This is a genomic window from Micromonospora sp. NPDC049301, assembly GCF_040678715.1.
In the GTDB taxonomy this organism is placed as follows: Bacteria; Actinomycetota; Actinomycetes; order Mycobacteriales; family Micromonosporaceae; genus Micromonospora.
The window spans coordinates 17,586-32,050 of sequence record NZ_JBFAQO010000012.1; the positions used below are offsets into that span (position 1 = coordinate 17,586).

At 74.8% G+C, this 14,465-nt stretch carries 15 protein-coding genes; 10 read left to right on the forward strand and 5 right to left on the reverse strand.

Annotated elements, in window-relative coordinates; genetic code table 11:
- Positions 1–166: 166 nt before the first annotated feature.
- A complete protein-coding gene (locus AB0K07_RS27290) occupies positions 167–1,144 on the reverse strand; it encodes a DUF2267 domain-containing protein (protein WP_363759235.1) in 978 nt (325 codons plus the stop codon).
- Between the two features lie 200 nt (positions 1,145–1,344).
- Between AB0K07_RS27290 and AB0K07_RS27295 the strand changes: the two genes are divergently transcribed.
- Entirely contained in the window at positions 1,345–1,659 is a 315-nt protein-coding gene (locus AB0K07_RS27295; RefSeq protein WP_363759238.1) for a hypothetical protein, read from the forward strand.
- Between the two features lie 78 nt (positions 1,660–1,737).
- On the opposite strand, the gene AB0K07_RS27300 is transcribed toward AB0K07_RS27295, so the two are convergent.
- Positions 1,738–2,073, reverse strand: coding sequence for an STAS domain-containing protein (locus AB0K07_RS27300; RefSeq protein WP_363759241.1), 336 nt, complete (start codon positions 2,071–2,073; stop codon positions 1,738–1,740).
- A gap of 194 nt (positions 2,074–2,267) precedes the next feature.
- Between AB0K07_RS27300 and AB0K07_RS27305 the strand changes: the two genes are divergently transcribed.
- The 5 genes from AB0K07_RS27305 to AB0K07_RS27325 all read left to right on the forward strand — a co-directional run bounded on the left by AB0K07_RS27305 (position 2,268) and on the right by AB0K07_RS27325 (position 6,777).
- The gene (locus AB0K07_RS27305) at positions 2,268–4,028 is read left to right on the forward strand and encodes a SpoIIE family protein phosphatase (protein ID WP_363759244.1); all 1,761 of its coding nucleotides are present in this window, start codon (positions 2,268–2,270) and stop codon (positions 4,026–4,028) included.
- Positions 4,029–4,030: 2 nt separating this feature from the next.
- Complete coding sequence (locus AB0K07_RS27310) at positions 4,031–5,083, forward strand: cobalamin-dependent protein (RefSeq protein ID WP_363759247.1); 1,053 nt, start codon at positions 4,031–4,033, stop codon at positions 5,081–5,083.
- Positions 5,084–5,199: 116 nt separating this feature from the next.
- Positions 5,200–5,547, forward strand: coding sequence for an STAS domain-containing protein (locus AB0K07_RS27315; RefSeq protein ID WP_363759250.1), 348 nt, complete (start codon positions 5,200–5,202; stop codon positions 5,545–5,547).
- Positions 5,548–5,617: 70 nt separating this feature from the next.
- Positions 5,618–6,064 (forward strand): response regulator, encoded by a 447-nt coding sequence (locus AB0K07_RS27320; RefSeq protein WP_363759253.1) that lies wholly within the window; start codon positions 5,618–5,620, stop codon positions 6,062–6,064.
- Between the two features lie 170 nt (positions 6,065–6,234).
- Entirely contained in the window at positions 6,235–6,777 is a 543-nt protein-coding gene (locus tag AB0K07_RS27325) for an ATPase (protein WP_363759256.1), read from the forward strand.
- A gap of 37 nt (positions 6,778–6,814) precedes the next feature.
- Here AB0K07_RS27325 and AB0K07_RS27330 read toward each other — a convergent pair whose 3' ends face one another.
- The 3 genes from AB0K07_RS27330 to AB0K07_RS27340 all read right to left on the reverse strand — a co-directional run bounded on the left by AB0K07_RS27330 (position 6,815) and on the right by AB0K07_RS27340 (position 9,409).
- Positions 6,815–7,663: a hypothetical protein gene (locus tag AB0K07_RS27330; RefSeq protein ID WP_363759259.1), complete on the reverse strand. Its 849-nt coding sequence runs from the start codon at positions 7,661–7,663 to the stop codon at positions 6,815–6,817.
- Between the two features lie 299 nt (positions 7,664–7,962).
- Positions 7,963–8,388, reverse strand: coding sequence for an OsmC family protein (locus AB0K07_RS27335; RefSeq protein ID WP_363759262.1), 426 nt, complete (start codon positions 8,386–8,388; stop codon positions 7,963–7,965).
- Positions 8,389–8,458: 70 nt separating this feature from the next.
- Complete coding sequence (locus tag AB0K07_RS27340) at positions 8,459–9,409, reverse strand: serine/threonine-protein kinase (RefSeq protein WP_363759264.1); 951 nt, start codon at positions 9,407–9,409, stop codon at positions 8,459–8,461.
- A gap of 199 nt (positions 9,410–9,608) precedes the next feature.
- Here AB0K07_RS27340 and AB0K07_RS27345 point away from each other — a divergent pair, with 199 nt between their 5' ends.
- The 4 genes from AB0K07_RS27345 to AB0K07_RS27360 all read left to right on the forward strand — a co-directional run bounded on the left by AB0K07_RS27345 (position 9,609) and on the right by AB0K07_RS27360 (position 14,463).
- Entirely contained in the window at positions 9,609–9,839 is a 231-nt protein-coding gene (locus AB0K07_RS27345) for a hypothetical protein (RefSeq protein WP_363759267.1), read from the forward strand.
- A gap of 112 nt (positions 9,840–9,951) precedes the next feature.
- Positions 9,952–10,698: a response regulator transcription factor gene (locus tag AB0K07_RS27350; protein ID WP_363759270.1), complete on the forward strand. Its 747-nt coding sequence runs from the start codon at positions 9,952–9,954 to the stop codon at positions 10,696–10,698.
- Positions 10,699–10,747: 49 nt separating this feature from the next.
- On the forward strand, positions 10,748–12,199 hold the full coding sequence (locus tag AB0K07_RS27355) for a HAMP domain-containing sensor histidine kinase (RefSeq protein WP_363759523.1): 1,452 nt from the start codon (positions 10,748–10,750) through the stop codon (positions 12,197–12,199).
- 44 nt (positions 12,200–12,243) lie between these two features.
- Positions 12,244–14,463: a glycosyltransferase family 39 protein gene (locus AB0K07_RS27360; RefSeq protein WP_363759273.1), complete on the forward strand. Its 2,220-nt coding sequence runs from the start codon at positions 12,244–12,246 to the stop codon at positions 14,461–14,463.
- Positions 14,464–14,465 lie beyond the last annotated feature (2 nt).

Genomic DNA, 14,465 nt, shown 5'->3' on the forward strand with positions numbered 1-14,465 from the left:
GCTAGCCGAGCCGCCGGGGCGCACCGCCCGTGGCCCGGCGGTCGCCGGGCCGGGCCCAGCCGCACCGCCGGACCGGGCGGCCGGGTCGACGCGGCCCGGCACGGCGGCGGGCCGGCGGAGCGGGGTGTCCCCCGCGTCCGCCGGCCCGCGTGCGCCGATGTGCCGGTCAGCCGGCGGCCATCCCGGCGCCCACCTCGTCGATCGCGTCGTCGATTCGGTGGGCGAGGTCCACGTCGAGCGCGGTCACCCCGTCGGCCTGGTTGGTCCGTACGGTCAGCACGGCGGCCGTGCCGCCGGGGCGCCCGATGCTCGGCGCGCGCCCGGTCTCCTCGCGCAGCCGGTCGAGCCGGGCGAGCACCCGGTCCAGGTTGTCCGGCGGCAGCGCGACCACCCGGTACAGGGCGTCACTGTCGCCGGCCCAGTACGGCAGGTCGTCCAGGGCCTCCCGCAGCTCGGCCGCATCCAGGGTGGGCGTGGTGGTGGAGGCGCCGACGAGGCCGCCGCCGGCCTCCGGCGGGTTCAACAGGTCCCGCAGGCCGTCGGGTACGTGCAGCGACTCGACCAGGTCACCGTCCTGCTCGGCGAGCGCGGCGAGGGTCGCCTCCGCCTGGTAGCGGGCCTGCTCCGGCGTACGGCCGCTGATCCGGCCCACCTCGGCCAGGAAGCCGGGCAGGTCACGGTGCCGCTCGACGCCGTCGACGGGCAGCACGTCGTGCAGCGAGGTCGGCACTGCCGTGAGCAGCCGCTGCCGCTCTGCCGCCTCCAGCGCGAAGGCGAGGACCAGCACGGTCGCCTCGGTGCCGACCTTGGCCGTCCTGAAGTCGACCCCGGCCCGGCGCCGGACGTCCTCGACCAGCTCCTGGTAGCCGACGCTGCTCGTGCCCGCCGCACCGGCGCCCGGGGACGGCTGCGGCCGGGGATTGTCCGGCGTGCCGAGCGCCGGCGGGGCCGGCCCACCGCGCGTGCTGTCCGGTTTGTGGCGTCCGGCCGGTGCCGGCCCGGCCCGCTTGCCCTGATCCAGGCTGGTGATCTGCTTGGAGGCGCTCAGGCTGGCGCCGAACTCGCTGGGCTGACGGCCCTGCTCGCGTGCCTGCCGGGCCAGCGCCCGGCGCCGCTGGTTGTCGCCCTCCATCTGCTTGCGCATGGTGGCACCCCTTCCGCTGGGGATCGTGCCTGCGTCCGTCGCCTTCCCGCCGCACCGGGCGCTGAAACGGACGCCACCGGGGCGGGCGGGCCGGGCATCGGTGGGCTTCATCCGGGGCGGGTGATGGGCGCTCACCCGTCCTGCCAGCAGGATCGGCTCAGGACCGGAGTTCTTCCGAGGTACGCGGAAGGAAGGTCGTCATGAAACAGATCGTCGAGATCGTCCCCGCCCGACCCGGCTGGTACGCCCGCTGGCAGCTCACGCCCGACGCCACCCGTTGCTACGCGGTGAGCCTGTGGGCCCTGCTGGAGGAGGCCGACGGCACCGGCCGCGAGGTGGTCGGTATGGACTGCATCGGGCAGTGGCCGGGCGCGGAGGACAACGAGTCCGGTGGGGATTTCGTCCGCTATCTGTACCAGACGCCCGATTCGGGGGCTCCTGAGGACGCCGACCGTCCGCCAACCGGAGAGCTTCGTGAGAGCGGACCCCGGCTCCAGCCGATGACCGCACCCTAGACATTCCTCCGGCCCCCGACCCCAGGTCCCAGGGTCGGGGGCCACCCCCTTTTCGGGGGCGGCCCGCCGGGCGCCGCTTCAGCCGGTGGCGCGCACGTCGTCGTCGGCGTGCTCCACGGCCAGCAGCTCAGCCAGCCCGGTGCGGTCCAGCATCCGCTGGAGGATCCGGCTGACCCCGGTCAGCCGGATCGCCCCGGCGGCGCGGTGCACCACGAGCAGGGCGCTGAGCCCGGACGAGTCGCAGAAACTCACGCCGGTCAGGTCGATCAGCAACTGCTGATGGTCGCCGCGCAGCTCATCGGCCGCCGCGATCAGCTCGGGCGCGGAGTCGTAGTCGAGGTCGCCGCTCAGCCGCAGCCGGACGCGCCCGGCATCGAGCCGGGTCACCTCGATGGACAGCAGCTGCGCGGACATTCCTCCATGTTCCCAGCACACGGGCCGAACGCAAATCTGGGGGCCGGAACACACCGGCGGGTGGGCATGCCACCGCGCCTCCCGGCCGCCGTGAGGTGCCGCTTTCGGCCTTCCGGCGTAGGGTGGCGGGAAGGTCTTGACCACCGATGCCGGTTCCGACGGGTCGGGTGGACGACAAGGAGTGAGCTCAGCTGGTGACTGCTTCCGACGTCAGGGACTGGGACCCGGGCGACGGACGGATCTCCACGCCGAGTACCACACGGGCCCCGGCGTGCTCCGCCGACGCACTGGCCCGGCCCATGGCCGCCCTGCCACCGCTGGCCCCCGACCGAGGTCGGGCCGAGCCGGACTGGTCCGAGGTCGTCGAGCACTTCCGTGAGGGCCTGGTCGTCTGCGACGCCGACGGCGTCGTGCGGCACGTCAGCCCGGTGGCCGAGCGGTTGCTGCCCGAGGTGGTGCCCGGCGAGCTGCTCGCCGCGGCGGGCGTACCCGGGCTGAGCGACGGGACTCCGGGCGGCTTCACCCATCACCGGCGCCGGTTGACCGCCCGCTGCGTGCCCCTCTCCGGCGCCCGCTGCTGCTGGTACGTCGAGGACGTCACCGAGAGTGTCAGCCGGGCCGACGCGCTGCTCGCCGAGCGGGCCCGCTCGGCCTTCCTGGCCGTGGTGGGCGACAAGCTGGGCAACCCGCTGCACCCCGACCGGGCCGCCGCGGCGGTCGTCCGGCTCGCCGTGCCGTCCCTGGCCGAGGTGGCCGTCCTGGTGCTCGCCCCGCGCTCGGGGCGGGTCCGCTGGTGGCGGGCCTCGCGGGGGGACGACGAGACGCCGACGGTGGACAGCGGCGTGCTGGCCGGCGGCGACCTACCGACGGCCATCGCCGACGGGCTGACCGGGGTCGAGCCGCACGCGGTGGACTGGCTGGTGGAACAGGCCGTCGACGCCGGCTGGCTGCCCGGCCTGGCCGGCACCGAGAGCGCCGCCCGGGTCGTGCCGCTGCCGGGCGGGGACGCTCCGGTCGGGGTGCTGCTGGTCGCCCGCCGTGCCACCCGCGCGTACGACGAGGACGACGTGGAGCTGATCCGCGCCTTCGCGGCCCGGTCCGGGGCGGCGTTGACCACCGCGCTGCTCTACCGCGACCAGGCGGAGGTGGCCGACACCCTCCAGGCCAGCCTGCTGCCGGTGGAGCCGGCCGAGACCGCCGGTGTGCAGTGGGGCACCGCGTACCGGCCGGCGCAGGCGGGGTTGCGGATCGGCGGCGACTTCTACGGCTCGCACCGGCTCCCCGACGGCGGCGCGCTGTTCTTCCTCGGTGACGTCTCGGGCAAGGGCGTCGAGGCGGCGGTCTTCACCGGCCAGCTGCGCCAGTGCCTGCAGGCGCTGCACCGGGTGGAGGCGCACCCCGGGCGGCTGCTGCGGCTGCTCAACGACGCGCTGCTGGAGACGACCCTGGCGCACGGCCAGGGCCGGTTCGCCACCATCGTGCTCGGCGTCGCCCGCCCGGAGCGCGAGGGTGGTCTGACCCTCACCATGGCCGGCGGTGGCCACCTGCCCCCGCTGGTGCTGCGCGCCTCCGGCGAGGTGGAGACGGTGCCGCTGCGCGGCATGCTCATCGGCGTGGTGCCCGACCCGCGCGTCGGCGAGGTGACCGTCCGGCTGGCGCCGGGTGAGACCTGCCTGCTCTACAGCGACGGGCTGACCGAGGCCCGTGGTGGCCGCCGCGGCGACGAGCAGTTCGGCCCGGAGCGGCTCGTCACCGCGGTCACCGGCTGCCACCGGATGCCGGCGCCCGCCCTGGCCGAGCGGGTCGAGCAGGTCACCTGCGACTGGCTGGCGCACGGCGACCACGACGACATCGCGGTGCTGGCGCTGCGCGCGGTCGGCTCGAACGGGCGACCGTCGCGGCACCTGCACGCCGTGCCCGCACCGGCCGTGGCCGACCAGCAGAGGGAGACCTGAGAGTGACCGCCGCCCCGACCACCGCAGCCGATCCGACCGACGCCTACCTCGGCTACCTGGACCGCCTCGCCGACGCCGACGAGTACGGCGCGATCGACGTGGCGCTCGGCGTGCTCGACGCGGGCGTGTCGGCCGAGCGGGTGCTGCTCGACCTGGTCGCGCCGGCCCAGTCCGAGGTGGGCGAGCGGTGGGCGCGCAACGAGTGGAGCGTCGCCCAGGAGCACGCGGCCACCCACATCAGCGAGCGGGTGGTGGCGGCGGTCGCCGCGTATGCCAACCCGCGGCCGACCGGCGGGCGGGTCGTGGTGGCCTGCATGGACGGTGAGTGGCACGCCTTGCCGCCCCGCCTGGTGGCCGAGGTGCTGCGGCTGCGCGGCTGGCAGGTGACGTTCCTGGGCGCCAGCGTGCCGGCGGCGCACCTGGTGTCGTACCTGCACCGGCACGACGCGCACGCGGTGGCGCTGGCCTGCGCGCTGCCGGTACGGCTCCCGCACGCGCACCGCATGATCGAGGCGTGCCGCCGCTCGGACGTTCCGGTGGTGGTCGGCGGGCGCGGGTTCGGCGCGGACGGCCGGTGGGCCCGTCGGCTCGGCGCGGCCTGGGCCTCGGACGCACCGGGGGCGGCCGAGCTGATCGCCGACGAGCGGACGCTGCGTCGGGTGTCGCCGGCGCAGCTCAGCCACCTTGCCGACGACGAGTACGCCAGCCTGGTCCGGCGCCGGGGCGAGCTGATCGACAGCGCGCTCGCCGACCTGCGCGAGCGGGTGCCGGCGACGCGGGCCTACACGCCCGCCCAGCTCGACTCCACCGTGAGCGATCTTGGCCACATCGTGGACTTCCTGGCCGCCGCGCTCTACGTCGACGACGCCTCGCTGTTCACCGAGTTCGTGCAGTGGCTGGTGGGGATCCTGACCAGCCGGGGCGTGCCGGCCGCCGCGGTGGACCTGCCCCTGGAGCACTACGTCGCCATGCTGCGTGACTTCCCCCGGGCGGGGCACGCGCTGACCCTGGGTCGGGCCGCGCTGCTCGCCGCCGGGGGCGGGACAGGCAGCTGACCGCCGGCCTGCGGCGTCCCCAGTCGATCACCGCGCCATGCGCCCGGTGTGGTGCCCCTGCGTATACTTGCCGCACTGCAAACGTCCCACCCAGCGGTGGAGCGAGGGGGAGCACGGTGACGTTCAGCGTCAGCCACGCCGGGCGTGACGGCGACGGCTACTGCCTGCGGCTCGCCGGCGAGCTGGACCTGAGCACCGCGCCCGAGTTGGCCGCCGCGATCGACCGGTTGGCCGAGGAGGGCGAGAGCAGGGTCCTGCTCGACCTCACCGACCTCACCTTCTGCGACTCCACCGGGATGGCCGTGTTCGTTCGGGGTGACAACCGGGCCGCCGCCGAGGGCGGCTGGTTGCGGCTGACCGGCGCCAGCGGCCGGGTGGAGCGGGTGCTGCGGGTCACCGGCCTGGCCGACGTGTTGCGCTACCAACCCGACACGGTCGACCCGGCGTCCCACAGTGCCTCGTGATGGGCTAGATTTCCCCGCCAATGCCGGTGACCGTCAGGTCCCGTTTCCGTCCGATCCGAGGCAGGTAGTGATGGGCGCAGACAGCCCGCAACCGGTACGCATCCTGGTCGTGGACGACGATCCGGGCGACGTGCTGATGATCGAGGAGGCGTTGGCGGACTCCGACGTGGACAAGGTCATCGACGTGGTGAGCGACGGCGAGGAGGCGATGGAGTTCCTCCGCGCCGAGGGTCGGCACGTGGAGGCCCGCCGGCCGGACGTCATCCTGCTGGACCTGAACATGCCCCGGATGGACGGGCGGCAGGTGCTCGGCGCGGTGAAGCAGGACGAGGACCTGCGCACCATCCCCATCGTGGTGCTGACCACCTCGAACGCGGACACCGACATCGTGGGCAGCTACACCCTTCAGGCCAACGCGTACGTCACCAAGCCGATCGACCTCGATGACTTCAACGACGTCGTCCGCCGCATCGACGAGTTCTTCGGCCGGGTGGTCGTGCTGCCGAAGCGCGGCTGACCTCCCGGCGCCGCGGCATTGTCCACCCCGCCGGCCCGGCATCGCCCGCCGCCGCTCCGGGGCGCCCCGCGCGCTCGAATACTGAACATTTTTCCCGAACACCCTCGGCCGCCCTCGTCGCGGCCGAGGATCCAGGTGGGAAGAAAAGCAGCTGCCTGGGGGGCGACAGTATGAGGTTCTCCGTCGTTGAGACCGGTTACGACCAGCGGCAGGTGGATTCCTGCCTGGACGAACTGGGGATCCGGTTGTCCCGGCTCGCGGCTCGGGCGGAGGGCGCCGCCGGGACCGCACGGGTGTGGGACGAGATCCGCGAGGAGGCCACCTGGCTCAGCGGGCTGCTCCAGCGGCTCGACGTGGGCGAGGCGGCGGTCAGCCGGCACTCCGGCGACGCGGTGCGGCGGGAGGCGGCCGAGATTCTGGCCCAGGCCCGGGTCGAGCTGGACGAGGCCCGCGAGGAGGCTCGGCAGGTGCGCGAGCGGGCGTACGCGGAGGCCATGCAGGCCCGGCGCGACTTCGAGGCGGCCCTGGATGCCCGCCGGCGGCGCGAGGCGCGGGTCGACGAGATCCTCGGCGGGCTGGCCGTCGAGCCGGTCCCCGCCGACACTCCGACCGCGGCGGCGGGCACGGGCGTACCGGCCACGAGGGTCGCCGCCGGCGGCCGGGACGTGGACGTCGAGCCGCCGGCCGGGCGGGACGGCGCGCACAGCCGCTGACGCTCGCCCGGTCACGCCGCGACCGCCGTCTGGCGACTCAGGTGGTGAGCGCCGCCGCCACGGTGGTCGCCCGGTCCTCGTGCTGGGCGTACGCGTCGGGGAAGGCGGAGATCTGCACGGCCTGGGCGGCGGCGGTGACGCTCATGTCCTGCCAGCCGGGGATCTCGTTGAGCGCCTGGTAGAAGGCCCGCGCGGCGTACGACGGGCGCATCAGCTCGGCCACCGTGCCCCAGCCGCTGCTGGGTCGCTGCTGGAACAGCCCGACCGAGTCGTGGTCGGAGCCGCTGCCCTGGTTCGGGTACTGCGCCGACTCCGGCAGCACGGTGCTGGCCAGGTTGTACAGGTTGCTCTCCTGCATGGTGGTGGCCAGGGCCACCACCAGGGCGCGGCGCGGCATCTTCATCTCCAGGCCGACGTCCACGATGATCTTGGCGTTGTCCATCTGCGCCTGGTCGAGCCCGGCGACCGGTCGGGGACGGCGTGGCTTGACCGGCTTCTTCGCCGCCTTGCGTACGACGGTGGGGGAGGGGGTCGGCTTCGCGGTCGGGGTGGGGATGACCCGCGCGGGCGCGACGTCGCGGTCCAGTGACCGGGAGGCGCGCTCGTCGGCGATCGCGGCGCGGTCGGCCACCGCCTGGGCCAGCGGCTCGACCGGGCGAGGGGTGTCCTCGCCGCCCCGGGCGGTGGTGACCGCGACCAGGCTGAGGCAGCAGGTGACACCGGTGGCCAGGGCCACCCGCAGCGGGGTCGAGCCCAGCAGGGGCCGGCGGGGCGGGTCGGGGGCCCGGTGACGGCCGATCGTCCGTTCGGTTGATGCGGCGTCGCTCGAAAGGGTGGTCGGGCGCGCGTCGGTCAGCTTCTGCTCGGAGGGATCGTCGGGATGCACTCGCCGAGGCTAAAGACCTCGCTGCCCGATGCCACCGGCCCGTACGGTGGCATGCGCCACAATTTGCCCCGATCTTGGCGGCAATAAGGGGCAACAGCTGCGCAACGCTGATCAACCTCGCTGATCAGGCCAGCCGGGTATTCCCGATTCGCCCGGCGAATGCGGTCTCTGCCGAGGTCGTCGACTGCCCTTCCGGCCGCCCGCCCGGACTCACCCCTACAGCCGATGGCCGCTCCACCGAACGGCGGAGTCATCGGCAGGACCGTTCGGTGGACGGACGACCCGCGCGTCGCGCCGGATCAGTGCCGGCCGTTCTCCGCAGGCGTGACGGTCAGCCGGTGCCGGCTGCTGTCGCCGCTGGAGAACGGCCAGAGCCGGTCGGCGTACTCGACCAGGTCGGCCAGCTGCTGCCGGCTCAGCCCGGCGGAGGAGATCGAGGCGTGCACGTCGGCCCGGTAGAGACCGTCGTCGTCGCGCCCCAGCTTCGCCTCGGCCCGCACCTGGACGGTGTGCGCCTCGTCGGTGATCTCCCCGGCCGCCTCCACCGCCGCGTGGTGCAGGCAGGACGCGAAGGCGGCGGCCAGCAACTGCTCCGGCCTCAGCCCGGTGCAGTGCGCCGCCAGCGGCGAGGCCAGCGCGGAGGAGAGTCCGCCATCGTCGGTGCGTACGTGGCCGCCCTCGGCGGTCGCGGTGGCCTCATGCAGCCAGGAACTCGGATCCGGCATCGCGTTCCTCCCGTCGCTCACCCGCCCGGCTACCCGGCCGCCGTCCGGCGAAACGCCGTGAGCCGCGCGGTCAGCGCCCGCCGGACCGGTCCGGCCCGTCGGCCACCCGCATCGCCTCGGTGGCCTCCATCGCGGCCTGCTCGGTCCACGGCGACGTCGGAGCCGGCTGGCGCGCCGAGGGCACCAGCATCGGCACGTACACCCGGGCGTCCACGGCCTCGGCCAGCAGCAACGCGGCGACCAGGCTGGTCGGCCGCAGAGCCGGGTCGTCGGCGAGGCACGAGCGGCACAGGTCGGCCACCTCCGACGGCAGCCCGTCGATCTCCGGCAGCGGCTCCGGTGGCCGGCGGCGGCGTACGCCCAGCAGTTCGGTGGCGCTGTCCGCCACGTACGGCAGCCGGCCGGTGAGGCAGTAGTAGAGCAGGACGCCGAGGGCGTACATGTCGGCCGCCGGGGTGGCCGGCGCGCCGTCGAACTGCTCGGGCGCCAGGTACGCCGGCGTGCCCACGATCATGCCTTCCGGCATCGGGTCCGACGCCCCGGCCGGGGTGGCGATGCCGAAGTCGAGCACCTTCACCCCGGAGGGGGTGAGCATGACGTTGGCCGGCTTGACGTCGCGGTGCACGATGTCGTTCGCGTGCGCGGCGGCCAGCGCCGCGCCGACCTCCGCGCAGACCCGCACCGAGATCCGCCAGTCCAGCGGCCCGGCGCGCAGGTGCGCGGCGAGTGTCTCCCCCTCGACCAGCTCCATGACGATGTACGGCACCCGATGGCCGGGCAGCGTGGAGGAGGAGGTGCCGAAGTCGTGCACGCTCGCCACGTTCGGGTGCACCAGACGTGCCGCGGAGCGGGCCTCGGCCTGGATGCGCTCCACCGGACCGTGCTGGCCGTCCAGGCCGGGCGAGATCAACTTCACCGCGACCGGCCGGTCCAGCACCCGGTCGTGGGCCCGCCACACCTCGGACATGCCGCCAATGCCGATGCGCCGTTCGAGCCGGTATCGCCCGTCCAGCGTGCGCATCGACAGCTCCTCGCCTTCGTCCCGCCTGCGGCGGTGCCTGCGGTTCCGGTACCCGGGCCCGGAGCTGGGCAAACCGGCGCGGAAATCGGCGGACGACCGGTGCGCGCACCCGCTGCGGCACGGCGGTCGGTGCGGTAGCTTGCGAGCCAGGGCCGGCATCACCCAACGTGCCGGCACGGTCACCCGAGGGGACGCCGCGATGGGCGAGGTCACCGTACGCTTCGTCGGCGGGCCCGCTGACGGCCTGGTCCGGGAGGTGCCGGCCGGGCCGGACGGCGCCCCGCCGCAGCGCTGGATCATGCGGCACCCGGGCGGCACCGGGCCGGTGCAGGCGGGCCCCGACCACCTCTACGAACGCGACCGGCCGGACGGCGTGGGCGGCTGGAGCATGCGCTTCGTGCGCACCGACCCGTTCGGGATGTCCGAGTGACTCCGAGGCGGGCTGACCGGCGGTGACACCGACCCGTCGCCGACCCGCCCGCACAGCTGGCACACAGGTGCCGCAGAGCGGTGCCACAGGCGCCGCGCCCACGATGGGGGACATGGTCATGGACGGGCAGGCGGCGCCCAGCCGCGTCGAGTTGCGCCGCCCCGACGGCGCGCCGGTCCGGGTGCTGGTGGTCGACGACGAGCCGACGCTGACCGACCTGCTGTCGATGGCGCTGCGCTACGAGGGCTGGCAGGTCCGCAGCGCCGGCAACGGCACGGCGGCGCTGAACACCGCGCGGCAGTTCCAGCCGGACGCCGTGGTGCTCGACGTGATGCTGCCCGACCTGGACGGCTTCCAGGTGCTGCGCCGGCTGCGCGAGCAGGCCCCCACCGTGCCGGTGCTCTTCCTGACCGCCAGGGACGCCGTCGAGGAGCGCATCGCCGGGCTGACCGTCGGCGGCGACGACTACGTCACCAAACCGTTCAGCCTGGAGGAGGTGATCGCCCGGCTGCGTGCCCTGCTGCGCCGCTCCGGCTTCGCGGTCGCCGCCCGCGCGGACGCGGTGCTGACCGTCGGCGACCTCAGCCTCGACGAGGACAGCCACGAGGTCCGGCGCGACGGCCAGCTGATCACCCTGACCGCGACCGAGTTCGAGTTGCTGCGCTACCTGATGCGCAACCCGCGCCGGGTGCTCAGCAAGGCGCAGATCCTCGACCGGGTGTGGAACTACGACTTCGGCGGCCAGGCCAACGTGGTCGAGCTGTACATCTCGTACCTGCGCAAGAAGATCGACGCCGGTCGGGCGCCGATGATCCACACGTTGCGCGGCGCGGGCTATGTCCTCAAGCCGGCCGAGTGATCCTGGCGACCGGTCGGGCCGCCGTCCGGTGCGCGCCGCCCGCCGGTGGCTGGCCGGCCGGTCCCTGCGTACCCGGCTGGTGCTCGCCCTGGTCGCGCTGCTCGCGTTGGTCAGCGTCGCCATCGGCGGGCTCACCACGGTGGCGCTGCGGCACTTCCTGATCGACCGGCTCGACGCCCAACTCGCTCCCGCGGCGGTCATGCGGGGAGATCGCCCGGGTCGGCCGGCCCTCCCGGGTACCCGACCCGGCATTCCGCCCGGCTCGCCGTCCGGCACCGTGGTCGCCGACATCACCGGTGGTCGGGTGACGGCCGCGTCCACCCTGACCCGCAGCCCGTCCAGCGAGGACCGCTTTCCCGACGAGGAGCCCGTCCCGGTCGACGAGGTCGCCGCGCTGGCCGACCTGCCGGTCGGCGCCCGGCCACGCACCGTCGACCTCGGCGCACGCGGCGACTACCGGGCCGTGGCCCAGCAGTTCCGCGACGGCAGGGTACGCGTCGTGGCGCTGCCCCTGTCCAGTGTGCGGGAGACCGTCTGGTGGATGATCGCCGCGCAGGTCGGAGTGGCCGCCGTCGGGTTGGTCATCGCCGGCGCTGCCGGCGCGCTGATCGTCCGGGCCACGCTGCGGCCGTTGAACCGGGTGGCCGCCACGGCGACCCGGGTCACCGAGCTGCCGCTGGACCGGGGCGAGGTGGCGCTCGCGGTCCGGGTGCCGGCCGCGGACACCGATCCGCGTACCGAGGTCGGCCAGGTCGGCGCGGCGCTGAACCGGATGCTCGGCCACGTCGCCGACGCGCTCGCCGCCCGGCAGGCCAGCGAGACCCGGGTACGCCAGTTCGTCGCCGACGCCAGCCACGAGCTGCGCACCCCGCTGGCCGCGATCCGCGGGTACGCCGAGGTGGCCCGGCGTGGCCGCGACGAGGTCCCCGCCGACGTGGCGCACGCGCTGCGTCGGGTGGAGTCGGAGAGCACCCGGATGACCAGTCTCGTCGACGACCTGCTGCTGCTGGCCCGGCTGGACACCGGCCGCCCGCTCGCGGTCGACGAGGTCGACCTGTCCGCCCTGGTGGTGGACGCGGTCAGCGACGCGCACGTGGCCGGGCCCGAGCACCGCTGGCAGCTCGACCTGCCCGAGGTGGTGATCCGGGTCCCCGGCGACGCCGCCCGGCTGCATCAGGTGATGGCGAACCTGCTGACCAACGCCCGGGTGCACACCCCGCCCGGCACGGTGGTGACGACCACGCTGGCCGTCGAGGGGGACGCCGCCGTGCTCACCGTCGCCGACGACGGGCCGGGGGTGCCGGCCGAGCTGCAACCGGAGATGTTCGAGCGGTTCGCCCGCGGCGACAGCTCCCGGTCCCGGGTGCACGGCAGCACCGGCCTCGGCCTCGCGATCGTGGCGGCCGTGGTGGAGGCCCACCACGGCACGGTCACCGTGCACAGCAGGCCCGGCCGGACCGTGTTCACCGTCCGGCTGCCGAATCCCACAGCTGACGCATAGTCGGCTCACGGCAGCGGGCCAGGCCAGCCGCCAAGGCTGGCCGCATGGACAGATCAGACACCCTGCTGACGACGCCCCCTGAGCCCGGCGCGGCGGCGCCGCCACCGCCGGCCACGCGCCCCGAGGACGAGCACCCGCCGCCGGCGACGGCGCCTCGCTCCCCGGCCTGGGCCCGGCCGGCGCTGGTGGTCCTGCTGCTGGCCACCGGCCTGCTCTACGTCTGGGGCCTGGGCGCCTCCGGCTGGGCCAACTCGTTCTACGCGGCGGCCGTGCAGGCCGGCTCGGTAAGCTGGAAGGCGTTCCTCTACGGCTCGTCGGACGCCGCCAACTCCATCACCGTGGACAAGACGCCGGCGTCGCTGTGGCTGATGGCCCTGTCGGTACGCGTCTTCGGGCTCAACAGCTGGGCCCTGCTCGTCCCGCAGGCGCTCTGCGGGGTCGCCTCGGTCGGCGTGCTGTACGCGACGGTGAAGCGCTGGTACGGCCCGGCCGCCGGCCTGATCGCCGGCGCGGTGCTCGCGGTCACCCCGGTGGCGACGCTGATGTTCCGGTTCAACAACCCCGACGCGCTGCTGATCCTGCTGCTGGTCGCCGGGGCGTACGCCACCGTCCGGGCGGTGGAGACGGCCGGCACCCGGTGGATCGTGCTCGCCGGCGTGCTGGTCGGCTTCGGCTTCCTGACCAAGATGCTCCAGGCGTTCCTGGTGGTGCCGGTCTTCGCCGGGGTCTACCTGCTCGCCGCGCCGACCGGGCTGTGGCGGCGGGTCCGGCAGCTGCTGCTGGCCGGCCTGGCGCTGGTGGTCTCCGCCGGATGGTGGGTGGCGATCGTCGAGCTGGTCCCGGCCAGCGCCCGGCCCTACGTCGGCGGGTCGCAGGGCAACAGCATCCTGGAGCTCACCCTCGGCTACAACGGCCTCGGTCGGATCACCGGCGACGAGGTGGGCAGCGTCGGCGGGGGCGGCCGGCCGGGCGGAGGCGGCGGACCGTTCGAGGGGCAGACCGGCCTGCTGCGGATGTTCGGCGGCGAGGTCGGCGGTCAGATCTCCTGGCTGCTGCCGGCCGCGCTGATCCTGCTGGTCGCCGGGCTGCTGCTGGCCGGCCGGGCGGCCCGCACCGACCGCACCCGGGCCGGGCTGCTGCTCTGGGGCGGTTGGCTGCTGGTCACCGGCCTGATCTTCAGCTTCATGTCCGGGATCTTCCACGCCTACTACACCGTGGCGCTCGCCCCGGCGGTCGGCGCGCTGGTCGGCATCGGCGGGACGCTGCTCTGGCGCCAGCGCCGCCCACTGCCCGAGCCAGGCGATGCTCCGGCCGGGCCGCGTTGGCAGCGGTGGCGTCCGCTGGCCGCCACGGTGACGCTCGCCGGCACGCTGGTGGTCACCGTCTGGTGGGCGTGGGTGCTGCTCGGGCGCAGCCCCGACTGGTACCCGTGGCTGCGCACCGCCGTGCTGGTCGCCGGCCTCGTCGGCGCGGCGCTGCTCCTGCTGGGCACCCGGCTGTCCCGCCGGTTGGCGCCGGTGGCGCTGGGCCTGGCCGCGGCGGCGGCGCTGGCCGGGCCCGCGGCGTACGCGGCACAGACAGCCGCGACCCCGCACACCGGCTCGATCCCGAGCGCCGGCCCGGCCGTGGCGGGTGGTTTCGGCGGGCGTGGAGGCTTCCCGGGCGGTCGGCCGCCCGGCGGCCAGGCGCAGGGCTTCCCGGATGGCGGCCGAAACGGCGGTCAGTTCCCGGGGTTCCCCGGCGGCGGACAGGACGGCTCTCAGACGCCCGGCTCGACCGGCGGTGGGCAGAACGGCGCGCAGGTGCCCGGCTTCCCCGGCGGTGGCCGGAACGGCGGTCAGCAGTTCGGCTTCCCGGGCGGCGGGCAGGGCCGCGAGGGTGGCGGCGGGATGGGTGGGCTGCTCGACGCCCGCGAGCCCAGCGCCGCGCTGCGCGAGCTGCTGGAGCGCGACAGCGACACCTACACGTGGGTGGCGGCGACCGTCGGCTCCAACAACGCCTCCGGCTACCAGCTGGCCACCGGCGAGCCGGTGATGCCGATCGGCGGGTTCAACGGCAGTGACCCGTCGCCGACCCTCGCGCAGTTCCAGCGGCACGTCGCCGACGGACAGATCCACTACTTCATCGGTGGTGGAGGCTTCCGGGCCAACGGCGGCAGTTCCGCCGCGCAGGAGATCGCCGCCTGGGTCGCCGAGACCTTCACGGCGCAGACCGTGGACGGCGTCACCGTCTACGACCTGAGCACCGGCAGGGAGGCGGCGTGAGC